Source organism: Nocardioides luti, assembly GCF_014212315.1.
Lineage (GTDB): Bacteria > Actinomycetota > Actinomycetes > Propionibacteriales > Nocardioidaceae > Nocardioides > Nocardioides luti.
The window spans coordinates 3,868,076-3,892,088 of record NZ_JACKXE010000001.1 but is presented as its reverse complement, the minus strand read 5'-3'; the positions used below and the strand labels follow the sequence as shown (position 1 = coordinate 3,892,088).

Genomic DNA, 24,013 nt, shown 5'->3' with positions numbered 1-24,013 from the left:
CGATCCGGAAGATCTTCCCGAACCGCACTCCCCCCCGAGCGGAGAACGATTTGTAGCGACCGGGCACAGCGATCAGCCGACCCGGTGTGGACCTACACGTGCTCAACGAACGGGTCACGGTCAGGTTACGACCCCGTTCAACCAATCTGAACAGTAAAGAGGTTCTGGTAGGCAAGCCGCATCGCAGACGACGAATACCGTTGCGAAACGGCCTCTTGGGCGCGGTGGGCCCGAACCGCGGCTCCGGGTCGGTCCGCCAGCACGGACCCGAGGGCCGCCGCCAGCGCCTCCGCCGAGCCGGGGGCCACCAGCTCGAGTGTAGCCCGATCCAGGGACCTCAAACCTCCAACGGCGCTGGCCACGACGGGGACACCGGCCGCCATCGCCTCGAGCACCGCCATCGGGAGCCCCTCGCGGTCGCTCGGCAGGACCAGGAGGTCCGCCGCGGCGAGCAGGAGGGGTACGTCGTGGCGCTCGCCGAGCAGCCGGACCCGCGCGCCCAGCCCGGCGGCCGCGACCTGCCGCTCCAGCGCCGCACGGCCGCTGCCCTCCCCCGCGACCAGCAGCACCGCGTCGTCCGGGAGGGTGCGCCAGGCCTCCACGAGCAGGTCGTGGCGCTTGGGCGCCTCCAGCCGGGCGACGCACAGGCCGACGGGCGCGTCGGCCGGCAGGCCGAGCGCGGCGCGGGCGACCGCGGGCGCCGGGAGCACGGGAGCCGGGACGGCGTTCTCGATCACGACCAGCCGGTCGTCGGGCAGCCCGGCCGCCCGAAGCCGCTCGGCCACGTCGTCGGAGACGGCGACCACCCGGTCCGCGCAGCGCTGCAGCACCCGCGCGGCGCGCGGGTAGTCGCCGGCATCCAGCCCGTGCACGGTTGTGACCAGGGGCGGACGGCGCCGGGGCCACCGGGTGCCGAGGTGCGCGGCCAGCGTGGCGCGGACGTTGTGGGCGTGCACGACGTCCGGCGGGGCCTGCCGCACGTGGCGACGCAGCCGCAGCACCGACCGCGCCAGGTCGGCCGGGTCCGACGAGCGCAGCGGCAGCCGGACCAGCGCCGCGCCCTCCCGGGCCAGCTCGTCGGCCCGCCACCCGCCGTCGCTCGCCAGGTCGACCAGGTCGCCCCCGGCCAGGGCGTGGCGGGCCAGGTCGTCCACCACCGTCTCCGCTCCTCCGGAGCCGAGCTCGGCGATGACCGTGAGCAGCCTCACCTGCGCGCCTTCGCGTAGACCGCGAGCAGAGAGTCGACGCACTGGTCGAGGGTGTAGCCGTCGAGGATCCGGGCCCGCGCCGACGCCCCCATGGCCGAGCGCAGGGCCGGGTCGTCGGTCAGCCGGCGCAGCCCGGCCGCCAGGCCGGCGCTGTCGTCGACCCCGACCAGGACGCCGTCGGTGCCGTCGCGGACCACCTCGGGGATGCCGCCGACCGCGGTGGAGACCACCGGCAGCCCGGCCGACATCGCCTGGAGCATCGCCAGGGGGCAGTTCTCGGCGGCCGACGTCAGCGCGAAGAGGTGTGCCTCGGCGAAGACGGGCACCGGGTCCGCGACGCGGCCGCGGAGGTCCACCCGCCCCGCCAGGGCGGCGCCGGCCACCCGTCGTACGACCTGGTCGCGGAGGGGGCCGTCCCCCACCACGAGCAGCCGGAGGTCGGGCACGTCCTCGGCGGCGTCGAGGAGCGTGTCGAGGCGCTTCACCTCGGTCAGCACGCCCAGCCAGAGCGCGGTGGTGGGACCGGCGGGTGGCGCGGAGGGGCGGAACCGCTGCTCGTCGACGCCGTTCGGGACCACGTCGACGATCGACGGGTCCAGCCCGATGTGGTCGGTCGCGAAGCGGGCCACGGCGCCGCTCGGCACCACGACGCGGGCGCGGCCCCAGCGCGTCACCGCACGCTCGCCGGTGAGGTAGTACAGGTGGTCGCGGCGCCGCCGCGGCGCGGCGCGGGTGTTGCCCGGCACCAGGTCCGAGAGCCCGTCCGCGACGCCGTGCAGCGTGTAGACCACCGCCGCGCCCCCGAAGGTGCGCCCGAGGCCCCGCCCGACCCAGCCGGCCCGGCGGTCCTGCAGGTGGAGGACGTCCGGTGCGAGGTCACGCAGCCGGCGGGCGACCGCGATCCCGCCGGACGCGTCGGTCTTGTGCCGCATCGCGAGGTCGTGCCAGGTCACCCCGGCGGCGCGGGCCCGGTCGGTCCCGGCGGAGGCCGGCCCCACGAGGTGGCTGTCGATCCCCCGGGCGGCCAGGCCCACGGCCACGTCGACCGCGTGGTCGACCGGTCCGCCGACCTCCTGGGTCAGCAGCTGGACGACGCGCATCAGCGGGTCGGCCGCGTGGGATCGGTGGCACCGGTCGGCTCGACCGGGTCGGAGCGGTGCACCGCAAGGGCCGCACCGAAGGCGCTGAGCAGCCACAGCGGGAGGTAGTACTGCTCGCTGACGAACGAGGCGGCCGTCATGGTGCCCAGCATCGCCGCGCACACGGCGCCGGCGAGCGGGTCGTGGTCCCGGCGCCAGCGCGACCAGGCGCCCGCGAACGCGACGAGGAAGATGGCGACCAGGGCGAGCAGCCCCGCGAAACCGAGCTCGCTGGAGGCCTCGAGCCAGGTGTTGTGGGCGACGTCGAGCGGGTGGTTGATGTCGACGGGCAGCGAGCCCATGTAGTCGCGGTGGTAGAGCGAGAAGGACCCCGGGCCCAGCCCGAGGACGGGGTTCTCGACCGTCATCTGGCCGGCGGCCTTCCAGAGGTCGAGCCGCTCGGAGACGTTCTGCCCGGCGACGTAGCTCTTCTGGTGCAGGCTCACGTCGACCAGCTCGGGGAACGCCGCCGCGGTGAAGGACACCGCGGTGCCGAGCACCACCAGCAGGCCGACCGCCGCACGCACGCGGACCATCCGGGTCAACAGCCCGAAGAGCAGCATCACGGCGGCTCCCAGCAGGGCACCCCGCGAGAGCGTGCCGATCACGCCGAAGGCGATCACGGCCGCCGCGAGGTCGTAGGGCCAGCGGCGCTTGCCCGAGCGGCGTACGCCGATGGCCAGCGCGATCGCCGGCAGCAGGAAGAACGCGAAGTCGTTGGGGTCACCGATCGGGCCGCCGACCCGGCGGTCCTCGCCGAGGAAGTACGACACGATCCCGCACAGCGAGGCGAGCGCGCAGGCTGCGACGTACACACGGGCGAGCCGCACGGGCGGCAGGATCCCGCGGAGCACGTCGGTGAGCACGAACAGCACGCCGAGGAAGCCGGCGTACCGCAGCAGCACGGCGAGCCCCGTGGTCCCGTTGTTGTGCACGGCGGTGCTGAGCAGCAGCACGACGACGAAGACCAGGGCGGCCACGAGCACCGCGCTGCGGGGGCGGCTGTGCAGGCGTCCGGCGCACCGGCGCAGCAGCCACGAGCCGATGAGGAGGACGGCCAGGCCCTTGACGACGCGTGGGTCGACCTGGACGAGGTAGTCCTCGAAGACCGCCGTGCCCACCACCGCCAGTGCCGCCCACTCGACCCGCAGCAGCAGGCCGCCCAGGGCAGCCGCCCCGACGGCGAGGAGCAGCATCTTCTCGGGGACGTAGCCGGAGCCGAAGCCGACGACCAGGGCCAGCAGCAGCGGCCCGGCCACGGTCCACCAGGTCGGGACCCGGGACGGCCAGTGCGGCAGGTGCAGGCGCCGGCGGCGTCGCTGCTTGATCGGCAGGATCAGCGGCATCGTCGTCGCGACGAGCGGGCGCGGGGCGACCGTCGGCGGGCCGGACCAGCCGACGGGCGCGAGCTCGCGGCCGACCTCGTGGGTCGACGGCGTGGAGGGGGTGGACGGCGTCACCATGCCGGGCCTCCTCGGGCGCGCCAGGTGTCGAGCGGGCGCAGCGCGGTCAGGGCACCGTCCAGCACCAGGCGCAGGTCGCGCGGGTCGTGCGGGACGAACGCGCGGCGCAGGGACAGCCGTGGGGTGCGGACGGTGTTGAGGCCGCGATCGACGGTGATGGCGACGCGGTAGCCAACCTCGGCGGCCACCGCCCGGACCTCGCGGCTCCAGCCGCCCGTCGGGTAGGCCAGCGAGGTGACGGGACGGGCCAGCAGCTCCTCGAGGAGGACGCGTGAGTCGTGCAGCTCCCGGCGTACCTCCGCGCGGTCGAGGCGCGGCAGCCACGGGTGGGAGACGGTGTGCGAGCCGATCGCGAGCCCCTCGTCGGCGGCGGCCACGACCTCGTCGGCGCGGACCAGGCGGAAGCGGTCGTGCGGCGCCTCGTCGCGGTCCCAGGGGAAGCGCTCGCCGCTGTCGAGGTAGCCGCTGACGACGTAGAAGGTCGCCGGCATCCGGCGCTCCTGCAGCAGCGGCCAGGCCGTCTCGAGGACGCTGGCGTAGCCGTCGTCGAAGGTCAGCGCCACGGCGCGCTCCGGGAGCGTGCCCGCGTCCAGCGCGGCGACCGCCGTGTCGAGCGGCAGCACGGTGGCGCCCCAGGCCTCGATCTCGTCGAGGTGACGCCGGAAGTCGTCGACGCCCGTGGACAGGCCGTTGCTGGTGCCGTCGACGCGGTGCCAGCCGATCACGGTCAGCCCGGGCGTCCTGCGCAGGCGTCGCAGGCCCGCCGCGACGGGTCGCGCGAGGGAGCCCAGAGCGCGCAGCTCTGCTCTCACGACGGCCTCCTCACGAGCTGGAATGCTTCCTTCAGATGGGCGCGGTCCAGCATCCACACGGTGCCCGCGTAGGCAACCACCCCCGCACTGCCAACGAGCAGGAGCCCGCTGAGTGACGGTGACCCTACGTCGAAGAGGGCCCGCAGGCCCAGCACGGCCACCACCATGACGGCCACGCCGGCCGCTGCGGGGCGCAGCGAGACGGCCAGTCCGCGCAGCGAGAAGCCGGGCAGGTGGATGCGTCCCAGCGTCAGCGCGAGAGTCGCCACCAGCGACGCCGCGACCACCTGGCCGACGGCCACGGCGGTGATGCCGTGCGAGGCCACGACCAGCAGGGTCCCGAGCAGGAGCACGAGGTGCGAGAGCCGCAGGAGCATCGCCACGCCGGGTCGTCCCCCGGCGTTGAGCGCCGTCTGGACGATCTGGCCGACGCTCAGCAGCACGGCGTACAGCGCGAGCCAGCCCACCACGGGCACGCCGGGCGACCACTTGTCGCCGAGCAGGGTCAGGTCGTCGTTGAAGAGCGCGAGCCCCGCGCACAGCGGGACCACCATCGTGAGCGTCGCGGTCATGACGACCGTCGAGGCCCGCCCCAGCGCGGGCCCGCTGACCCGGCAGAGGTACGGGAAGGCCGCACCCGTGGTGACCACGACGATCATGAGGTACGGCATGAACGCCAGGCGGAAGCCGAGGGAGTACTGACCCAGGGCCACGGCACCGAGCACCCGCGCGACGATCAGGTAGTCGACGTTGAGCTGGATGATCTCGAGCAGCTGCGCGCCGGCGTACGGCCCGCCGTAGCCGAGCAGGCCGCGGGCGTCCTCACGGTTCCAGCCCGGTCGGACCGGCGGGTGCACGACCCAGGAGAGCAGCATGGTGAGCGTCGCCTGGACGATCTGTCCGGCGACCAGCGCCATGACGCCGTGGCCCTGCGTCACGAGCGCGATCGCGACCACGGCGCCGGTGATCGACGAGACGGTGTCGGGGATGATGCGGCGCAGGAACCGCAGCTCGCGCCGCAGCAGCTCGTTGGTGACGGCGGCGACGGCCGTGAACGGCAGCACCACCGTGAGGCCCCGGATCACCGCGGCCCCGCCGTCCTCGGCCCTGAGGGTCGTGGCGAGCCACGGGGCGGCCACCCAGAGCAGCACCGCGAGCCCCGCGCCCATGCCGACACCGATCGTGACGGCGGTCCGCGCCGCGCGCTGCACGTCGCCGCGCCAGTAGACGAGCGCGCTGGCGGTCCCGAGGCTGCTGAGCTGCACGGAGATGTTCGCGACGAGCGTCCCGAGCGCGACCAGGCCGAGCGCGGACGGCGCGAGGATGGCGGCCAGGGTGAGCAGCACGATGGTCTGCGACGCCTTGACGACGACCCCGTTGGTGGCCAGCCAGAGCGCACCGCGGGCGGTGCGTGCGGCCTCGACGTTGGGCGCCGGTGCGGCTGCTGCCACGACCGCGTCGTCGGGGCCGCTCGGCTCGAGGGCAGCGGCGACGGCCGCGAGGTGCGTGTCGAGCGCCTCCTGGCCGAGGTCGTGGAGGGAGCGGTTGCGCAGGTAGAGGACGACCGTGGCCAGCGCGAGCGCGACGCGCGCCGGGCGGTCCCAGTCGGCCCACCGCCGGCCGCCGACCACCGCGTCGGCCACCGGCGCGACGTCGTCGACGAACCGCAGGATCTCCGTCGAGGCGTTGCGCCCGGGCTCGGAGAGCGCGCGCAGGGCGGGGACGAGGAGGCGGTCCAGCCCCTGGACGGCGTCCTCGGAGGCGTTGTCCCAGTCGATGACGGCGCTCGTGCCGCCGTCGAGCAGCACGTTGCCGGGCCACAGGTCGCCGTGGCACCAAGCCGTGGGGAGCTCGGCCTCGAGCGGCGCGAGGGCGGCGGCCCACCGGGCGCGCACGTCGGGCGGGACCACGTGGGCGGCCTCGGCCCAGGCCTGGGCCCAGCCGGGTCCGGTGGAGCCGGTGACGCGGGCCGAGAGGACGTCGACGACCTCGTCGGCGACGGCCCACTGGCGCTCCGGTCGCGGCCACGGCCACGTGAGCGGGCCGCGCCGGCCCGGGGTCCAGCGGGTCGCGACCCACGGGTGTCCCCGGGTGCGGCCGCGCGCCACGACGGGGGCGAGGTACGGCTCGACGGCGGGTACGTCGGCACGGACCCGGTCCGCGACGTCGTGCCGGTCCCCGTCGGTCAGCGACAGGCGGACGGCGACGTCGCCGTCGGCGGAGCGCACCCGGAGGACCGCGTGCCCCGCGGTCACCAGCCCCACCAGCTCACCGGGACGACCGGTCGCCTCCTGCAGCTCGACGAGGACCTCGTCGGCCAGGCTCGGCCGGGAGACGCCGCTGAGGGACAGGCGGGGCACCGCGTCGCCGCGGCCGACGGACAGGCCGAGGCGACGACGCAGCCACGGCACCGGACCGGCGGGCATGTTCACCGGCCACGAGCGGCGCCAGACGAGCTCGGGGCTCTCGGCGCTGGGGTAGACGAGGAAGGGTCCGTCCGGGCCGAGCACCGCCAGGACACCCTCGGGCGAGAGCAGGGTGGCGAGCGCGGCGCGGTCGTACCGACGGGCGTCGACGACCACGAGACCGGCGCTGCCCGCTCGGACCGGCGGCGTGCGCCCGTCCCACGCCACGACCCGCGACCCGTCCGGCCAGGCGGCGTCGCGACCGCTCTCGACCAGCACCAGGGCCTCGGGGTAGACGAGCTGCACGTGCGGGGACAGCTCGTCCGACAGCGCCAGCACGACCGGTCCGGCGGGGTCGGCCGGCAGCAGCGCGGTGAACGCGGCGAGCCGGTCGCCGACCGTCCAGTGCGGGCGCTGGGCGGGGTCCGCGGACACAGGGGCGTACTCAGACATCACAAGCCCCCCGGCCGTCGAGCGGGCGGCTGTCCACGGTCGATCCGACCGGATCGGTGTCCGCCTCGCACCTCACAGCCTACGATAGGGGGTGACACGGCGTGCCGGACGAGAACAACGGGGGGACCATGCGCTGGCTCATGGGGGTGCTCGCGGCCACAGTCATGCTCTCGGGATGCTCGCAGATCTCGGCGCAGATGTCGGGCGAGCAGGCGTCGACCGCGACCGAGAGCAGCTCGTTCGACCCCGACGCGGGCCCGATCCTGGTCACCCAGCAGTGGGGCGTCGTGGACGGGATGCTGTCCGTCGTCGTGCGCAACACCAGCCAGCGGACGCTGCGGTTCGCGAACGCCGTGATCACGGCGCGCGACGAGCAGGACGTCATCGTCGCCTCCTCCGCGGTCGTCACGGACGGCACCTGCTGCGACGTCGTGGACCTGCCCGCCGGTGAGAAGTTCGGGTTCTACTTCGACGTGGGCTCGTCGGCCGACGCGATCGCGAAGCTCGACGTCGCCTACCAGGACGTCGCGTGGGCGACGGCGAGCGGCAAGCCCGACGCGACCTTCACGGCGAAGCCGACCGGCATCGACAAGAACTCCGTCGGCGCCGTCGTGGTCGCGGACGTCGTCACCACCGGTGCCAGGACGCCGCAGGTCAGCGCGCAGGCGTTCCTCAACGACAAGGACGGCAAGTTCATCGCCGTCGTCTCGGGTCGCTGGGACTGCTTCGTCCCGGGCACCCGCCAGATCCGGATGCAGCTCTTCCACCCGGTGCCGCCCGGCACGGTCGTCGAGGCGATCCGGGTGCACCCCGTCGAGCACGACCCGGCGCGCCCCAGCCCGGACTGCAGCTACCGCAACGAGTCCTGACCGGGGGCGGGGTGGCCGGCCGGCCACCCCCGCCTCAGCTCTGCGAGGCGCGGAACAGCCAGCCCAGGGGGCGGGCGCCGGCGTCGTCACCCTGGGGTGAGTCCGACCGGTCGGCCGTCGCCAGCGACTTCTCGCCCATCACGGCCACCTCGGCCGAACCGGACCGCGGGCTGTGGTCGTCCGACGCCTCGGCCTCGCCGACGATCACGTCGTCCCCGGCGCGCGGCTCGGGCATCTCGACGGCGTCGAGCGCCTGCTTGAGCTCGGCGAAGTCCGGGGCCTCCCCCGGCGTGACGCTGCGGAGCTTCTCGAGCGAGCCGATGACGTCGCCGACGACGGACATCGCGCCCTCGAGGGCGGGACCGAGTCCGTGCACGCCGAGCTCGACCTGCCGCAGCAGGATGTCGGACTTCGTCTGGAGCTCCTCGAGCTGGGCGCGGCTGGCCTTCTCGACCTCCTCGGTCACCTCGGCCCGCATCCGCTCGCGCTCGGCGTCGGAGTTGGCCCGGAGCTCGTCGGCCTCGGCCTTCGCGCTCGCGCGGACCTCCTCGGCCTCGGCCTCGGCGTCCTGCTTGACCTGGGCGGCCTCGGTGCGGGCGCGGGCGACGATGCCCTCGGCGCGCTCCTGCGCCTCGACGGTGGTCTTCTCGGCCGACTGCTTGCTCTCCGCGAGCAGCTGCTCGGCCAGCGTCTCCGCCTCGGCGACCATGGCGTCGGCGTCGTTGGCGGCCGTACGCCGCAGGGCGCTCGCCTCGGCGAGCAGCGACTCCGCGTCGCGGCGAGCGCTGAGCGTCGCGCGCATCGCGGTCGCCCGCTCGCTGGTGGTCCCCTGCCCGTCGGATCCCGACGGCGTGGGCGTGACCTCGGCGGCCGTGGCCTCCGAGCCCTCGGCCTGCTTCTCGTCGGCGGCGTCGGGCGTGGCCTCCTCGGCCTGGCCGTCGGTCTTGGTCGACGATTCCTTGCTCATGCAGATCCCCTCGTGGTTTCGCAGCTTGCGACCGTCCCCGGTCCCGAGATGGGAAGTCACGATGTCAACATACCTAGCGGATGGTGCCCGCTGGGATCCCCGAGCAAACCTTTCCCGTCACCTAGTCTTCGGAGCGTGGGGGAACCGAGACGCACGTCACTGCTCGTCACGACGGCGCTCGCGCCGCGTTCGGCGGCCTGGGACGCCCTCGTCGACCACGCCCCGGTGCCCTCCCCCTTCCTGCGAGCCTGGTGGCTCGACGTCGTCGCCGGCGACCGCGCGCACCACCTCCTCGTGGAGCAGGACGGCGAGCTCGTCGGCGGGCTGCCGTTGGTGCGTGATCGGCTGCTGGGCGTGCCCCGCTTCCGCTTCGCCGGCCAGGGCGTGCTCTGCCCCGACCACCTCGACCTGCTCGCCCTGCCCGGGCACGAGGACGCCGTGGCCACCGCGGTCGCCCGCTGGTTCACCGCGTCCGGGACCCGGGTGCTGGACCTCACCGGGCTCACGGACGACTCGCGGCTCTGCGCAGCCCTCGGCCTGATGCCCGAGCGGGTCGACAGCGCGCCGTACCAACCCCTCCCGCCCACGGGTGAGGACTACCTGTCCACCCGCTCGTCCAACTTCCGCCGCGCGACCCGCAAGGCGGACCGGCGGCTCGTGGAGGACGGCGTCGTCCACCGGCGTGCGACGGCAGCGACTCTCTCGGCCGACGTGGCGTCGTTCCGCCGGCTCTCGGGCGACCGCGAGGGACGCGGCCCGCTCCTCGCCGAGCTGCCCCGACTCGAGCGGGCCCTGGCCGCCGGCCTGGAGCGGGGCGAGGCCCGCGTCGACGTGCTCGAGTCGCCGACCGAGGTCGTGGCGGTGTCGATCGCCTTCGAGGCGGTCGGCCGGCTCAGCCTCTACCAGACCGCGCGGTCGCTCGACCGGCGTCACGGCAGCGCCGCCACCGTGCTGCTGGCGCGACTCATCGACGAGGCCGTCGCCGCGGGCTTCAGCGAGGTCGACATGCTGCGGGGCGCGGAGGCCTACAAGGCGTCCTTCGCCGACGAGGTGCGCGGCGTCCACCGCCTGCGCGCCGGGCACGGCGCCCCGGCGCGCGCGCTCGTCAGCGCCCGGAGGGGCGTGGTGCGGCTCCGGCCGTACGTCGAGGGCCTGCTCGCCCGCGTGCGCCGCTCGACCTGACGGCCCCGCGGTGCCGGCGGGCAGGCGTCAGTGCGAGCCGCCGCCGGAGTCCGACATGCCGAGGCGACGCTTCGTGGCGCCGTACGCGCGCATGAAGCGGACCTTGGCCCGGTCGCGACCCGGCGAGACGCCGTAGCGACGCGGGTGCAGGCCGCGGTTCTCGAACTTGGTGTTGAAGGCCTGGACGAGCGACTCGTCCTCGTTGTCGTCGTTGAAGAAGGTGACGGTCATCGAGAGCGAGGTCTCGTCGTGGTTGGTGATCCAGTGCGGGGTCCACGGCGGGATGTAGCAGCCGTCGCCGGGGCCGATCTCGAACTCGTCGGTGGTCGCGGGCATCGTGTGGAAGCGGCCGAAGTCGCCGTTCCAGTAGTCCCGGACGTCCTTGGCCCGCTCGTCGTCGTCGGCCCACTTGCCGAAGCCGAGCGTGCGGGTGCCCTGGAGCTGCATGCAGAAGCTGTGCTCGATGTCGAAGTGCGCCGCGGTGACCGCGCGCGGCGAGCTCGCGAAGAGGAAGCCCATCCGGCGGCGCAGGCTGGCGGGCGACAGGCCGCTGGTCGCGGCGAGCCCGTCGATGATCTCGTCGACCAGCAGCTGGTAGCGGTCGACCTGGTGGATGTGGAGCAGCGTGAACCACGAGCTCGTGGTCGCGATGTTCCGGATCGCGGCGCCGATGTCGTCGACCTGGACGGCCACGCCCTCGGCCGCGCCGGCGGCGATCGGCTTCTCGCCGACCTCGACCGACACCGAGGCGGGCGGCAGCTCCTCCCCCAGGCGCGCGATCTCGTCGAGACTCAGCAGCGGGTGCCCCGGGAGGTTGTGCTGGAAGCGCGTGGGCCTGCGGGCGGCGAGTCGCTCCACGAAGGCGTGGTCGAGCTGCGGCCCGATGGTCCGGTGCGGTGTGGTGGTCATCGATCCCCCGACGTGTTGGCGGGTCCCCCCATGGACCCTCGGCTGTACGGAACTGCACGAGCCGAGATCCCGCGCTTGCAGCGTACCTGCAGGGTGTGTGCCCGCTGGTGCTCCTGGCTAAACGAACGAGTGGGGCGGAAGTGACGCGGGACTACTTCTTGCCGGCCTTCTCGGTAGGCGCACTGGTCGAGAGGGCAGCGATGAAGGCCTCCTGCGGGACCTCGACCCGACCGACCATCTTCATCCGCTTCTTGCCCTCCTTCTGCTTCTCGAGGAGCTTGCGCTTGCGGGTGATGTCACCGCCGTAGCACTTGGCGAGCACGTCCTTGCGGATCGCGCGGATGGTCTCGCGGGCGATGACGCGCGCGCCGATGGCGGCCTGGATCGGCACCTCGAACTGCTGGCGCGGGATGAGGTCCTTGAGCTTGCCGGCCAGCATCACGCCGTAGGAGTAGGCCGCCTCGCGGTGCACGATCGCGGAGAACGCGTCGACCGGCTCGCCGTGGAGCAGGATGTCGACCTTCACGAGGTCGGCGGCCTGGTCGCCCTGCCGCTCGTAGTCGAGCGAGGCGTAGCCCTTGGTCTTGGACTTCAGCTGGTCGAAGAAGTCGAAGACGATCTCGCCCATCGGCAGCATGTAGCGCATCTCGACGCGGTCCTCGGACAGGTAGTCCATGCCCTGGAGCTGGCCGCGCTTGGTCTGGCACAGCTCCATGATCACGCCGATGAAGTCGGACGGCGACAGGATCGTGGCGCGGACCATCGGCTCGCGGACCTCGCGGATCTTGCCGTCGGGGTACTCGCTGGGGTTGGTCACCTCGTGGACGGTGCCGTCCTCCATGGTGACCTCGTAGACCACGTTGGGCGCGGTCGAGATGAGGTCGAGGTTGAACTCGCGCTCGAGCCGCTCGCGCACGATCTCCATGTGCAGGAGCCCGAGGAAGCCGCACCGGAAGCCGAAGCCCAGGGCGCCCGAGGTCTCCGGCTCGTAGGCCAGCGCCGCGTCGTTGAGCTGCAGGCGCTCGAGGGCGTCGCGCAGGGTCGGGTAGTCGTCGCCGTCGATCGGGTAGAGCCCGGAGTAGACCATCGGGTTCGGGTGCTTGTAGCCGCCGAGCGGCTCGGTCGCGCCGTGGTGCTGGCTGGTGACGGTGTCACCCACCCGCGACTGGCGGACGTCCTTCACCCCGGTGATGAGGTAGCCGACCTCGCCGACGCCGATCTCGGTGGCCTTGACCGGCTCGGGGCTGATCACGCCGACCTCGAGCATCTCGTGCACGACGCCGTTGGACATCATCTTGATCCGGTCGCGGTGGCTGAGCTTGCCGTCGACGACGCGGACGTAGGTGACGACGCCGCGGTAGGTGTCGTAGACGGAGTCGAAGATCAGGGCCCGTGCGGGGGCGTCCGGGTCACCCACCGGGGCGGGCGTCTGCTTGACGATCTCGTTGAGCAGCGCCTCGACGCCGAGCCCGGTCTTGGCCGAGGTCTGCAGCACGTCGGAGGGGTCGCAGCCGATGATGCCGGCCAGCTCGGCGGCGTACTTCTCCGGCTGGGCGGACGGCAGGTCGATCTTGTTGAGCACCGGGATGATGTGGAGGTCGGCGCCGAGCGCGAGGTAGAGGTTGGCCAGCGTCTGCGCCTCGATGCCCTGGGCGGCGTCGACCAGCAGGACCGCTGCCTCGCACGCCTCGAGCGAGCGGGAGACCTCGTAGGTGAAGTCGACGTGGCCGGGCGTGTCGATCATGTTGAGGACGTAGCTGCCGGGCTCGGCACCCTCGTCGTTGTCGGCCGGCACGGTCCAGGGCATCCGGACGGCCTGGCTCTTGATCGTGATGCCGCGCTCGCGCTCGATGTCCATCCGGTCGAGGTACTGCGCCCGGGCGGCGCGCTCGTCGACGACACCGGTGAGCTGCAGCATCCGGTCGGCGAGCGTCGACTTGCCGTGGTCGATGTGCGCGATGATGCAGAAGTTCCGGATGATCGCGGGATCGGTGTAGCCCGGGCGGGGCGTGGTGGTCGAGGAGGTGGCCACGAACTGCTCTCGTCAGGATTGCTCAGGAATGCGGGTGGACGCCCTCATTCTTCCACTCACTCCGCACTGGCGACGAACTCCCGGCTCTTGGCGATGGCGAATCCCCAGCCCTGCTCGAGCGTGGGCTTCGGCGGGAGCGCGATCTCGTCCGGGTTGGTGAGGACGTCCACGAGCACCGGGCCGTCGTGGGCCAGCGCCTCGCGCACGGCCGCGTCCACGTCGTGGGGGTCCTCGACCCGGATCCCGCGCATCCCGACCGCCTCGGCGACCTTCGCGAAGTCCGGGTTGTGCAGGACCGTGCCGAACTCGGGCAGGCCGACCTGCTCCATCTCCAGCTTGACCATCCCGAGACGCCCGTTGTCGAAGACCACGAGCTTGACCGGCAGGTCGTGGCTGACGGCGGTGATGAGGTCGCCCATCAGCATCGAGAGCCCGCCGTCGCCGCAGAACGCGACGACCTGGCGGCGCCGGTCGAGGCCGGAGGCGCCCAGCGCCTGCGGCAGGGCGTTGGCCATCGAGCCCAGGTTGTAGGAGCCGATCAGGCGGCGGGTCCCCGTCATCCGGACGAAGCGGCTCAGCCAGACCGTCGACATGCCGGTGTCGGTCGTGAAGACCGCGTCGGACGCCGCGTGGCGGTCCACCGCCGCGGCGAGGAGCTCGGGGCGGATCCGCGACTCCGGGTTGTCCACCTTGCGGCGGAGCAGGCCCTTGGGCTTCCGGTCGTAGTCGGGGTCGACGAACTGCTGCTGGCGCTCGCGCCAGGCTTCGTACGACGAGCGCGCGTCGGTCAGCAGGCCGTCGTCGGTCTTCGGCTCGAGCATCGGCAGCAGCGCGGCCAGACCCCGCTGCGCGTCGCCGACGAGTGCGTGGTCGACGGGGGTGCGACGGCCGATGTGGGTGCCGCGCAGGTCGAGCTGGACGACGGTCTTCCCGGTCGGGAGGAAGTCGCGGTAGGGGAAGTCGGTGCCGACGAGCACGAGCACGTCGCACCCGTCGAAGGCGACCTTGGTCGCGTGGTTGCCCAGCAGCCCGGACTGGCCGACCTCGAAGGGGTTGTCGTCCTCGAGCCCCTCCTTGGCCTTGAGCGTCAGCACCATCGGCGCCCGCAGCAGCTCGGCGAGGCGGAGCACCTCCGCCCGGGCGTGGCGGGCCCCCTGGCCGACGAGCAGCGTGACCTTGTCGCCGTCGTTGATCGCGTCGGCCGCCGCCCGGAGCGACTCGTCGCTCGGCGTGACCTGCGGGAGCTCGGCGACCAGACGGGGCACCGGCGTGTGCTTCGGCAGGTCCAGCCCGCCGACGTCGCCCGGCAGCGTGAGCACCGCGACCCCGCGGTGCTGCAGGGCGGCGTTGCCGGCCTGCTCGATGAGGCCCGGCAGCTGGTCGATGCTGGTGACGGTCCGGTTGAAGACCGCGACGTCGGCGAAGAGCGCGTCGTTGTCGACCTCCTGGAAGAAGTCGCTGCCGATGTCCTCACGTGGGACCTGCCCGCAGATCGCGAGCACCGGCGCGTGCGACTTCTTGGCGTCGTACAGACCGTTGAGCAGGTGGATCGCGCCGGGGCCGACGGTGCCCATGCAGACGGCCAAGCGGTCGGTGAGCTGGGCCTGGGCGCTGGCGGCGAAGGCGCCGACCTCCTCGTGGCGCACCCCGATCCACTCGATGCGGTCCTCGCGGCGGATCGCGTCGGTCACCGGGTTCAGCGCGTCGCCCACCACGCCCCACACCTGGGTCACGCCGTGCTCGGCGAGGGTCTCGATCAGGAGTTCGGCAACGGTGGGCATGGAGGTCCTGTCAGGGCGTCGGGAGCCGTCCGGGGGCGGTCACGGGCGGAAGCGGTCGGGGTCGGCTCGTACCCAGTCGCGTTCCCACGATGCGGGCGGGTCGCGCAGCAGCTGGCCGGGGGCGAGGTGCTCGAACATCTCGGCGTAGGACCGGATCGTGCCGGGGTCGGTGCGGCGGCGCAGCATGTGCGGGCGCAGCTCGTCGAAGGAGTGCAGGCCCATCGACGCGATGACCTGCATCGCCTGCTCGACGGTTGCCTGCTGGTAGCGCGCGACCCGCTCGGTCTTGTCCGGCACGTCGAGGGCGCGCATCCGCCGCGGGTCCTGGGTCGCGACGCCGACCGGGCAGGTGTTCGTGTGGCAGGTCTGGGCCTGGATGCAGCCCACGGCCATCATCATCGCCCGGGCGGAGTTGGTGTAGTCGGCGCCCTGGACCAGCCGCTTGACCACGTCGATCCCGGTCGCGACCTTGCCGCTCGCACCGATCTTGACGCGGTCGCGGAGCCCGGCGCCGACCAGCGCGTTGTGGACGCTCATCAGGCCCTCGGTCAGCGGCATGCCGACGTGGTCCTCGTACTCCAGCGGGGCCGCACCGGTGCCGCCCTCGGCGCCGTCGACCACGATGAAGTCCGGCGTGACGTCCTCCTCGACCATCGCCTTGCAGATCGCCAGGAAGTCGGTGCGCGAGCCCAGGCACAGCTTGAAGCCGGCCGGCTTCCCGCCCGCCAGCTCGCGGAAGTGGCCGAGGAACTGGACGAGCTCCCGCGGCGTCGAGAAGACCTGGTGGTACGCCGGGGAGATCACGGTCTTGCCCTGCGGGACGTCCCGGGTCTCGGCGATCTCCTGGGTCACCTTGGCGCCCGGCAGGACGCCCCCGATGCCGGGCTTGGCGCCCTGGCTCAGCTTGAGGCTGACCATCTTGACCTGGTCGTCGGCGGCCTTCTCGGCGAACGCCTGCTCGTCGAACCCGCCGTCCTTCGTGCGGGCGCCGAAGTAGCCCGAGCCGATCTCCCAGACCAGGTCGCCCCCGTTGCGGTGGTAGGGGCTGATCGCCCCCTCCCCGGTGTCGTGGGCGAAGCCGCCCTGCGCCGCTCCCCGGTTGAGCGCGGTGATCGCGTTGGCCGACAGGGACCCGAAGCTCATGGCCGAGACGTTCAGCAGGGCCATGTCGTAGGGCTGCGTGCAGCCGGGGCCGCCGATCCGGATGCGCGGCGGCTCCTTCATCGGCTCGACCGGGACCGTGGAGTGCAGGAGGTACTCGTAGCCGACGGCGTACAGGTCCCGCTCGGTGCCGAACGGCTGCTCCCCCTTGATCCCCTTGGCGCGCTGGTAGACCGAGGAGCGGGTGTCGCGGTCGAAGGGCCGGCCGTCGAAGTTCCGCTCGATGAAGTACTGCTGCAGCTCCGGGCGGATGCCCTCGAGCAGGTAGCGCATGTGCCCGAGGACGGGGTAGTTGCGCAGGATCGCGTGCTTCTTCTGCACGACGTCGTACACCCCGAGGAGCAGCAGCAGCGCGAGCAGGACCAGCAGCCCCCACCAGCCCGGACCCCCGATCGAGGCGGCCAGGGCGGCGAACGCACCGAGCACGACGAGGAGACCCAGCACGAAGAAGCGCAGCACGTCGTCGGTTCTACCACCCCGTCGCTGCCATTCGCCTGACCGTGACCCGTGGGACAGGATGGGCCGGTGATCCCCTCGACGATCCCGCACGGCAAGACGGCCCGACGCCTCCAGTGGAGCTTCCTCCCCCCGCACGTGCGCCGGCTGGTCGCGGACCGCTGCGGCTCCCCCGTGGTCGACGCGGTCTCGCAGGGCGCCGGCTTCACCCCGGGCTTCGCCTCGGTGCTGACCTGCGAGGACGGGTCGCGCTACTTCGTGAAGGCGGCCTCGACCAAGGCGCAGCGCGCGTTCGCGCAGGCCTACCGCGAGGAGGCCCGGAAGCTCACGGCACTCCCCCCTGACGTGCCTGCGGCCCGCCTGCTGTGGTCGTACGACGCCGACGACTGGGTCGTGCTGGGGCTCGAGCACGTGGAGTCCCGCCAGCCGCGCCGACCGTGGCGGTCCGCGGACCTCGACGCGTCCCTCGACCTGCTCGAGCGGGTCGCCGACACCCTGACCCCGGCGCCGCAGGCCGTCACGACCGATGACTTCACCCAGGACTTCGCGGACTTCCCCGGCTACTGGGAGCACGTCCGCTCGACCCGCCCCGACCTCGACGCCGTCCACATCGCCGAGGCGGCCGCCCTGGCGGCCCGGTTCGCGGACGTCTGCGCCGGCGACACCCTGGTCCACACCGACGTGCGCGACGACAACATCCTGCTGCGTCCCGACGGGACCGCCCTGCTCTGCGACTGGAACTTCCCGTGCCGCGGGGCGGCCTGGCTGGACACCGTGCTGCTGATGATCGGCCCCCGTGGCGACGGCCTCGACGTGGAGGCCGTCCTGGCCGCCCGCCGTCTCACGCGGGACGTCCCCACCGAGCACGTGGACGTCGTCCTCGCCCTGCTCGCTGGCTACTTCCTCCGCCAGGCCGACGAGCCGGTGCCGCCCACGTCCCCCCACCTGCGCAGCGCCCAGCGCTGGCAGGGCGAGGTGCTGTGGGAGTGGCTGGCCGAGCGGCGGGGCTGGGTGTGAGCGCCCCTCGCGCCGTCGGCGTGCGCGCACCGTACGCCGCGGTGCCCGCCCGCGTGCGCGCCTGGGTCGACGAGGCCCTGGGCTCGCCCGTGGTGCGGGCCAGCGAGCAGGTCGGTGGGATGTCTCCCGGGTGCGCGACGCGCCTGACCTGCGCCGACGGCTCCCGGGCCTTCGTCAAGGCGGTCGGCACGGACCTCAACCCCGACACCCCGGGCCTGTTCCGCCGCGAGGTCGACGCGCTCAGCCTCCTCGGCGAGCACCCGTCGTGGGCCGGGCTGCTGACGTCGTACGACGACGGCGACTGGGTCGCGCTGCTGCTCGAGGACGTCGAGGGCACCCACCCCGACCTCGCGGACGACGCGGTCATGGACGCGCTGCTGCACGCGACCGACGACCTGGGCCGGGTGATGCGCGAGCGGCTGCCCACCGCCCCGGCCGTCCCGGCCGTCGCGGACCCGTCGGTCCCGCCGCTCTACCGTCCGGGGCCGGTCGACCTCGGCGAGGTCCTCGGGGGCTGGCTGGACGCCGTGGACCGCGTCGGCGACGTCCCGGCCGACCTGCTGCCCTCCTGGGTCGGCGCGCACCGCGACGACCTCCGGGCGGGACTCCTCGACCTGCTCGAGCAGCCCCGGGACCGGGCGGTCCACTGGGACATCCGCAACGACAACCTGCTGCAGCGGCCGTCCGGCGAGCTGGTGTTCCTCGACTGGGGCGCCTTCGGGGTCGGCCCGGACTGGCTGGACCCGCTGCTCGCGCGGCTCGAGCGCGTCGACCGGCCGTGGTTCGACGCCTCCCTGGCGGCCTCCCCGGCCCTGGCGCGCGCCGGCGACGAGCTCGTGACGTCCTGGCTCGTGGGGGTCGGGGTGCACCTGGCGTGGCGGGCGCACACCGCGGTCGACCTCAACCTGCCGAGCCTCCGGGCCTTCCGCCGGACCGAGTCCGCGCGCTTCCTGGGAGCGGCGGCCCGGCGCCTGGGGCACGACCCCTCGTGAGCCGGACCGTGATTTGGGGCGCCGAGCCGGCCACTGCTAATCTTTCCCGTCGCGTGTCCGGCGCCCGGCACCACCTGGTGGGCAGGGTCGCGGACAGCACCAGAACTTCCTGAGCAGCACCCCACACCTACGACGAAGGCGCAGTAGTGGCGAACATCAAGTCCCAGATCAAGCGCAACCGGCAGAACGAGCAGGCCCACGAGCGGAACAAGGCCGTCAAGACGGGCCTCAAGTCCGCCGTGCGCAAGTTCCGCGAGCTGGCCGAGACCGGCGACAAGGACCAGGCCGTCGAGGCCGGGCGCGTTGCCGCCCGCAAGCTCGACAAGGCTGCGTCCAAGGGCGTCATCCACAAGAACCAGGCCGCCAACCGCAAGTCGGCGATCGCCAAGAAGGCCGCCTCTCTCTGAGGCCCCTCGCTTCCAGGCGCCGTCCCCTCGGGGCGGCGCCTTTTTGCGTGCCCGGACGCGCCGGCCGGGTCGGGCGGCCGAGGCCCTCAGCGTGACTCGCGCAGCCCGGTGACCGTGAGGACCAGCCGCTCCAGGGTGTACGACGCGTCGCTGGCCGCCCCCTTGATGTCGGCGTCGGCCTGGGCGACCGCACGGATCGCGCGGGCGATGCCGCCGTCGGACCAGCCCCGGGCCTGGTCGCGGATCGTGCGGAGCTTCCACGGCGGCACGCCGACCTCGCGGGCCAGGTCGGCCTCGCGCATCCCGCGCGGCGCGGAGCGGTAGCGGGCGACGCCCCGGGCGCTGCCCGCGAAGGCGGAGGTGACCAGTACCGACGCCGTACCGGCGTCGAGCGCCCAGCGCAGCTCCTCCAGGGCGGCCTCGCGCCGCCCCCAGAAGGCCGCGTCCGCGACGGCGAAGGACTTGGCCTCGGCCCGGCCGCCGAAGTACTGCTTGACCCGCTCGACCGTCAGCGACTCCCCCAGGAAGTCGTTGGTGAGCTGGTGGGCGGCGGCCGCCAGCGAGCGGAGGTCCTGCCCGACGGCGGTGACCAGGAAGGTCGCGGCCTCCCCGTCGATGCTCGAGCCGTGGCGGCGCACCTCGGCCGCCACGAACGACGGGAACTCCGAGGCCTTCAGCTCGCCCGAGCGGGCGTCGGTGACGGTCTTCAGCTTGCGCAGCTTGGCCAGCACCCCGCTGCCCTTGGCGCCGCCACCGTGCACGAGCACCAGCGCGACGTCCTCGACGGGCTCGGCGCAGTAGTCGAGCAGCCCGGCCACCGACTCCTCGGGCAGGTGCTCGAGGTTGCGGACCACCACGCAGCGGATGCTCGAGAAGAGCGAGGCCGCCGACATCTCCCCCAGCGTCGCGAGCGTCAGGTCGGCGGCTGGACTCTCCGCCATCTCGGCGTCGGGGTCGTGCGCCCGGACCGCGTCGCGGACCGCGACGACGGTGCGCTCGTTGAGGAACTCCTCCTTGCCGGTCACCAGGGTGACCCGACCGAGGACGTCTGCTGCGCGAGGGGGTGCGGAGGGGCCGGCCATGGTGCGGACAGCCTCCCACAGCGGGCCGACAGCCCTCAGCGCCCGGTGACGGTGCCGAGGTGCCCGTCGCGCTCGACCACGACGAGGTCGCCGTCGAGGTCGGTGCGGAGCACCCGGGCGCCGGTCGCCTCGAGCGGGACCAGGGTGTCCGCGGACGGGTGGCCGTAGTCGTTGTCGGCGCCGACGGACACGAGCGCGACCCGGGCGCCGAGGGACAGCAGGAAGTCGAGGTCCTGGTAGCGGCTGCCGTGGTGCGGCACCTTCAGCACGTCCACCCGCAGCCCGGGCAGGGAGCGCGCGAGGGCCTCCTGCCCCTCGGGCTCGATGTCCCCGCTGAGCAGGATCCGCACGCCGCGGACCTCGGCCAGCAGGACCACCGAGGCCTCGTTGGCGGTCGACCCGTCGCCCGGCCCGACCGTCGGGGAGTCGGATGTCGGCCACAGCACCTGCAGGGTGACGTCGCCGATCGTCCGGGTGGCGGCGTACGTCGCCGGGCGAGCCGCCAGGCCGTCCGCCGCCGTGGCCGCGGCCACCTCGCGGACGCCCTGCGGCGGGTCCTGCAGCCGCGTCGTCTCGACCGCACCGACCGCCCGGCCGTGCAGGACCCCGTCGATGCCGTCGACGTGGTCGGCGTGGAAATGGGTCAGCACGAGCAGCGGCACCCGGGTCACCTCGAGGCGGCGCAGGCAGTCGTCGACCGCTCCCGGGTCGGGCCCGGCATCGACCACCACCCCGGTGTGCGGGCCGGCGCGGAGCACCAGGGCGTCGCCCTGCCCGACGTCGCAGGCCACCATCACCCAGCCGTCCGGTGGCCAGCCGGGCACGGGCGGACGCACCAGCACCGCCAGCAGGAGCACGGCGCCGCTCGCCAGCCCGGTCGTCGGCCGGGCCAGCAGCCGGGGCCCGACCAGCGCCACCACCACGGTCAGCACGGTCAGCACCGCGAGCGGGACCATCCCGGTCCCCCAGTCGAGGGCCGCGCTGGGCAGGGCGGCGCCGTGGCGGGCGACCGACACCAGCCAGGCCACGCACCAACCGGCCACGGTCCCCGCGACCCGGCCGACGGCGTCGGACACGAGCCCCAGGAGCCCGGCCGCCAGCCCCAGGACGGTCGCCGGGCCGACGACCGGCGCGGCGGCCAGGTTGGCCGCGACGGCGACCAGGCTGACCTGGCCCGAGATCGCCGCGACCAGCGGCGTGCACGCGAGCTGGGCGGTGGCCGGCACGGCGATCGCCTCGGCCACCCAACGCGGCAGCCAGCGCGCCAGGGCGTCGCGCCACGGCGGCCCCAGCAGCAGGATGCCGCCGGTGGCGAGCGCCGAGAGGGCGAAGCCGACCGAGACCGCGAGCCCGGGCTGGACGAGCAGGAGCACGACCACCGCGACGCCGAGGCCGCGGGTGCCGCGCTGCCGGCCGTTGCGACCGAGGCCGAGCAGCGCCACCGCACCCATCACCGCGGCCCGGACCACGCTGGGCTCGGTGCGGGCCAGGAGCACGAACCCGGCGATGCCGAGCGCTCCGACCAGGTGCAGCCAGCGGCCGCGCACCCCGACCCATCGCGCCAGGACGAGCAGGAAGCCGACGAGCAGGGTGAGGTTGGTGCCGGACACGGCCAGCAGGTGCGTGAGCCCGGTGACCCGGAAGTCGTCGGCCAGGTCCTCGTCCACCCGGGTGTCGTCGCCGTCGACGAGGGCCGGCACGAGCGCCCGCTGGTCGTCCGGCAGGTGGGCGACCGACCGCCGCAGCGAGGAGCGGACGGCCGCGGCCGCCCGCCACCCCGGGTGTGGTCGGGCGACCCGCACCGGGTCGCCGCGCGCCAGCAGGAGCGCGGCCGCGTCGGAGCCGTCGGAGGGACGAAGCAGCCCGCTCGTCCGGACCCGGCTGCCGAGCGGCACCTGCCGCCACGCGTCGCCGCCGATGAGCACGACCGGCGTCGACAGCGCGTGGGTGCGGCCCCGGCCCGTCACCGTCCGGACGTCGAGCCGCACCAGGACCCGGTCGCCGAAGCGACCCGCCACCGTGCGCGGGTCGCTGGTGACCACGCCCTCGACGGTCGCGACCGCACCGTCGAGGGCCAGCCGGGCCACCGGGTTGTGGGCCACCCGTGCCTCGTGGACCAGGGTCACCGCACCCGACACCGCCAGCACCAGCGCCGCCACGGCCGCGGCGGCCGGGACGGCCGGGGCGGCCGATGATCCCTGCTCCGTCGCCCGGCCCGCTCCCCGACGGCGACGCAGCCCGGCACCCGCCGCCACGGGCACCGCGGCCGCCACCCACAGGCCGACCGCGCCCAGGCCGTGGGCCACCAGCGCGCCCAGCCACGCCGCGAGCGCCAGCAGCGGCATCCGGAGGTCGACGGTCGCGCCGTCGTCGTCGGGCCGGGGCACCTCAGACGGTGACGTACGGCGCGAGCTGCCCGAGCGTGGCGTCGCCGATCCCGTCGACCTCGAGCAGCTCGTCGACCGCGCTGAACCCGCCGTGCTCGGTGCGCCACGCGATGATCGCCTGGGCGGTGACGGGGCCCACCTCCGGGAGCCCCTCCAGGTCGGTCTCCGAGGCGGTGTTGAGGTTGACCAGGGCAACGGGCGCGGCACCCGCGGACGGCACGGCCGACGCGGCCACCCCCGCCGGTGCCGGGGCCCCGACCAGGATCTGCTCGCCGTCGACGAGCACCCGGGCCAGGTTCAGCCCGACGAGATCGACCCCGGGTCGGGCGCCCCCTGCCGCCTCCAGCGCGTCGACCACCCGGGAGCCGGCGTCGAGCACCGCGATGCCGGGGTGCCGCACCCGGCCGGCCACGTCCACCGTGACGGTCCCGGTCGCCACCGCGCCGGCGGTGCCGGTGCCGGACGCCTCACCGGCCGCCGGGGAGAGCGGAGCCAGCGGTGCGCCGGTCGTCGCGACCACACGTGGCGCCTCGACCTCGCGCGCGTCGCCCCGCACCAGCCACCAGCAGGTCACCACCAGGGCCGCCGCGACCAGCAACGCGACCACCGTCACCTGCGCGGGCCCGAGCAGCACCCGGCCGCGCATCGTCTCCGGCACCAGACCCGCCACCACCCGGCCGGCGCGGCGGGACGCGTGCCGTCCGGGCACCGGCACGAGCGGCGCCTCGTCCGCCGGACCGGTCACGGCTCCCGGTGCCGGTGGCGGCTCCGGCGGTGACCACATCGGCACGGGCGCACGGCCCGGCGGGACCCGCGTGTGCCCGTCCGACCAGTCCGGCTGCGGGTGTCCCGCCTCCGCCCGGGGCTCGTCCGGTCCCGCACCCGGCGGTGCCGGTCGGGCGGCGGCCAGCTCGGCGCTCAGCAGGGCGAGCCGACGGGACACGGCTTCCTGGTGCTCGGTGCTGGGACGACGAGGACGCATGCCGGCCAACCTAGGAATCCGCGGCCCCGGCCGCCCGCCACGACCGGAGGGCTGTGGAGGACCGGGCCCGCGGGCCTGCCTGTGGACGGACGACGGGCCGCCAGCAACCGGGCGACGCAGCCGCCCGCCACCCGGGCCCTGCTAAATTTTCGAGTGCCCGACCCCGCGCGCGCCACAGGAGGATTGCCATCGGTCCTGCACGAGGCCAGCGGTTCGACGCACGCCGCCCCGCCACGCACGCGCGACGTCCCCTCCCCTCGGCCGGCAGCGTCCTGGTCGTCGGCAGCGACGACTCGCGGGGGCTGCTGG

At 74.1% G+C, this 24,013-nt stretch carries 18 protein-coding genes; 5 read left to right on the top strand and 13 right to left on the bottom strand.

The window, feature by feature from the left end; translation table 11 throughout:
* Positions 1 to 137: 137 nt before the first annotated feature.
* From H5V45_RS18465 to H5V45_RS18445, 5 genes are read right to left on the bottom strand one after another with little or no spacing between them, the layout of a single operon-like run.
* Positions 138 to 1,208, bottom strand: a complete 1,071-nt coding sequence (locus H5V45_RS18465; RefSeq protein ID WP_185254283.1) for a glycosyltransferase — start codon at positions 1,206 to 1,208, stop codon at positions 138 to 140.
* Entirely contained in the window at positions 1,205 to 2,308 is a 1,104-nt protein-coding gene (locus H5V45_RS18460) for a glycosyltransferase family 4 protein (RefSeq protein WP_185254282.1), read from the bottom strand. The genes H5V45_RS18465 and H5V45_RS18460 overlap by 4 nt, the downstream gene beginning before the upstream one ends.
* The gene (locus tag H5V45_RS18455) at positions 2,308 to 3,810 is read right to left on the bottom strand and encodes an O-antigen ligase family protein (protein ID WP_185254281.1); all 1,503 of its coding nucleotides are present in this window, start codon (positions 3,808 to 3,810) and stop codon (positions 2,308 to 2,310) included. The genes H5V45_RS18460 and H5V45_RS18455 overlap by 1 nt, the downstream gene beginning before the upstream one ends.
* Complete coding sequence (locus H5V45_RS18450; protein WP_185254280.1) at positions 3,804 to 4,622, bottom strand: polysaccharide deacetylase family protein; 819 nt, start codon at positions 4,620 to 4,622, stop codon at positions 3,804 to 3,806. Before H5V45_RS18450 ends, H5V45_RS18455 begins: the two co-directional genes overlap by 7 nt.
* On the bottom strand, positions 4,619 to 7,480 hold the full coding sequence (locus tag H5V45_RS18445; protein ID WP_185254279.1) for an oligosaccharide flippase family protein: 2,862 nt from the start codon (positions 7,478 to 7,480) through the stop codon (positions 4,619 to 4,621). The genes H5V45_RS18450 and H5V45_RS18445 overlap by 4 nt, the downstream gene beginning before the upstream one ends.
* Before the next feature lie 128 nt (positions 7,481 to 7,608).
* Here H5V45_RS18445 and H5V45_RS18440 point away from each other — a divergent pair, with 128 nt between their 5' ends.
* The gene (locus H5V45_RS18440; protein ID WP_185254278.1) at positions 7,609 to 8,349 is read left to right on the top strand and encodes a hypothetical protein; all 741 of its coding nucleotides are present in this window, start codon (positions 7,609 to 7,611) and stop codon (positions 8,347 to 8,349) included.
* A 34-nt stretch (positions 8,350 to 8,383) separates the two neighbouring features.
* Here H5V45_RS18440 and H5V45_RS18435 read toward each other — a convergent pair whose 3' ends face one another.
* Positions 8,384 to 9,316 (bottom strand): hypothetical protein, encoded by a 933-nt coding sequence (locus H5V45_RS18435; RefSeq protein ID WP_185254277.1) that lies wholly within the window; start codon positions 9,314 to 9,316, stop codon positions 8,384 to 8,386.
* Between the two features lie 135 nt (positions 9,317 to 9,451).
* Here H5V45_RS18435 and H5V45_RS22760 point away from each other — a divergent pair, with 135 nt between their 5' ends.
* Positions 9,452 to 10,498, top strand: a complete 1,047-nt coding sequence (locus H5V45_RS22760; RefSeq protein WP_185254276.1) for a GNAT family N-acetyltransferase — start codon at positions 9,452 to 9,454, stop codon at positions 10,496 to 10,498.
* Between the two features lie 27 nt (positions 10,499 to 10,525).
* Here H5V45_RS22760 and H5V45_RS18425 read toward each other — a convergent pair whose 3' ends face one another.
* The 4 genes from H5V45_RS18425 to H5V45_RS18410 all read right to left on the bottom strand — a co-directional run bounded on the left by H5V45_RS18425 (position 10,526) and on the right by H5V45_RS18410 (position 16,840).
* A complete protein-coding gene (locus tag H5V45_RS18425; protein WP_185254275.1) occupies positions 10,526 to 11,407 on the bottom strand; it encodes a JmjC domain-containing protein in 882 nt (293 codons plus the stop codon).
* Between the two features lie 151 nt (positions 11,408 to 11,558).
* On the bottom strand, positions 11,559 to 13,439 hold the full coding sequence (gene lepA / locus H5V45_RS18420) for a translation elongation factor 4 (protein WP_185254274.1): 1,881 nt from the start codon (positions 13,437 to 13,439) through the stop codon (positions 11,559 to 11,561).
* A gap of 56 nt (positions 13,440 to 13,495) precedes the next feature.
* The gene (locus H5V45_RS18415) at positions 13,496 to 15,220 is read right to left on the bottom strand and encodes a thiamine pyrophosphate-dependent enzyme (protein WP_185254273.1); all 1,725 of its coding nucleotides are present in this window, start codon (positions 15,218 to 15,220) and stop codon (positions 13,496 to 13,498) included.
* Positions 15,221 to 15,259: 39 nt separating this feature from the next.
* Positions 15,260 to 16,840 carry a glutamate synthase-related protein gene (locus H5V45_RS18410; RefSeq protein ID WP_185254272.1) on the bottom strand — a complete coding sequence of 527 codons (1,581 nt, stop codon included), beginning with the start codon at positions 16,838 to 16,840 and terminating at the stop codon, positions 15,260 to 15,262.
* Between the two features lie 66 nt (positions 16,841 to 16,906).
* Between H5V45_RS18410 and H5V45_RS18405 the strand changes: the two genes are divergently transcribed.
* The 3 genes from H5V45_RS18405 (at position 16,907) to rpsT (ending at position 19,253) form a co-directional block, all read left to right on the top strand.
* Positions 16,907 to 17,854, top strand: coding sequence for a phosphotransferase family protein (locus H5V45_RS18405; RefSeq protein WP_185254271.1), 948 nt, complete (start codon positions 16,907 to 16,909; stop codon positions 17,852 to 17,854).
* A complete protein-coding gene (locus H5V45_RS18400; protein WP_185254270.1) occupies positions 17,851 to 18,846 on the top strand; it encodes a hypothetical protein in 996 nt (331 codons plus the stop codon). Before H5V45_RS18405 ends, H5V45_RS18400 begins: the two co-directional genes overlap by 4 nt.
* Before the next feature lie 146 nt (positions 18,847 to 18,992).
* Positions 18,993 to 19,253 (top strand): 30S ribosomal protein S20, encoded by a 261-nt coding sequence (gene rpsT, locus H5V45_RS18395; RefSeq protein WP_185254269.1) that lies wholly within the window; start codon positions 18,993 to 18,995, stop codon positions 19,251 to 19,253.
* 86 nt (positions 19,254 to 19,339) lie between these two features.
* Here the strand turns inward: rpsT and holA are convergent, their stop codons facing one another.
* Genes holA through H5V45_RS21585 form a run of 3 tightly spaced genes read right to left on the bottom strand, consistent with a single transcriptional unit; the run spans position 19,340 to position 23,704 of the window.
* Positions 19,340 to 20,335, bottom strand: a complete 996-nt coding sequence (gene holA, locus H5V45_RS18390; RefSeq protein ID WP_185254268.1) for a DNA polymerase III subunit delta — start codon at positions 20,333 to 20,335, stop codon at positions 19,340 to 19,342.
* A gap of 35 nt (positions 20,336 to 20,370) precedes the next feature.
* Positions 20,371 to 22,722 (bottom strand): ComEC/Rec2 family competence protein, encoded by a 2,352-nt coding sequence (locus H5V45_RS18385; protein ID WP_343061621.1) that lies wholly within the window; start codon positions 22,720 to 22,722, stop codon positions 20,371 to 20,373.
* 1 nt (position 22,723) lies between these two features.
* Complete coding sequence (locus H5V45_RS21585; RefSeq protein ID WP_221634050.1) at positions 22,724 to 23,704, bottom strand: ComEA family DNA-binding protein; 981 nt, start codon at positions 23,702 to 23,704, stop codon at positions 22,724 to 22,726.
* Positions 23,705 to 24,013 lie beyond the last annotated feature (309 nt).

What these genes read in the sequence shown, in the direction of transcription:
- H5V45_RS18460 (WP_185254282.1), bottom strand. Translation starts at nt 2,308, where the DNA reads ATGCGCGTCGTCCAGCTGCTGACCCAGGAGGTCGGCGGACCGGTCGAC.
- H5V45_RS18455 (WP_185254281.1), bottom strand. Translation starts at nt 3,810, where the DNA reads ATGGTGACGCCGTCCACCCCCTCCACGCCGTCGACCCACGAGGTCGGC.
- H5V45_RS18445 (WP_185254279.1), bottom strand. Translation starts at nt 7,480, where the DNA reads ATGTCTGAGTACGCCCCTGTGTCCGCGGACCCCGCCCAGCGCCCGCAC.
- H5V45_RS18440 (WP_185254278.1), top strand. Translation starts at nt 7,609, where the DNA reads ATGCGCTGGCTCATGGGGGTGCTCGCGGCCACAGTCATGCTCTCGGGA.
- H5V45_RS18435 (WP_185254277.1), bottom strand. Translation starts at nt 9,316, where the DNA reads ATGAGCAAGGAATCGTCGACCAAGACCGACGGCCAGGCCGAGGAGGCC.
- H5V45_RS18425 (WP_185254275.1), bottom strand. Translation starts at nt 11,407, where the DNA reads ATGACCACCACACCGCACCGGACCATCGGGCCGCAGCTCGACCACGCC.
- H5V45_RS18415 (WP_185254273.1), bottom strand. Translation starts at nt 15,220, where the DNA reads ATGCCCACCGTTGCCGAACTCCTGATCGAGACCCTCGCCGAGCACGGC.
- holA (WP_185254268.1), bottom strand. Translation starts at nt 20,335, where the DNA reads ATGGCCGGCCCCTCCGCACCCCCTCGCGCAGCAGACGTCCTCGGTCGG.
- H5V45_RS21585 (WP_221634050.1), bottom strand. Translation starts at nt 23,704, where the DNA reads ATGCGTCCTCGTCGTCCCAGCACCGAGCACCAGGAAGCCGTGTCCCGT.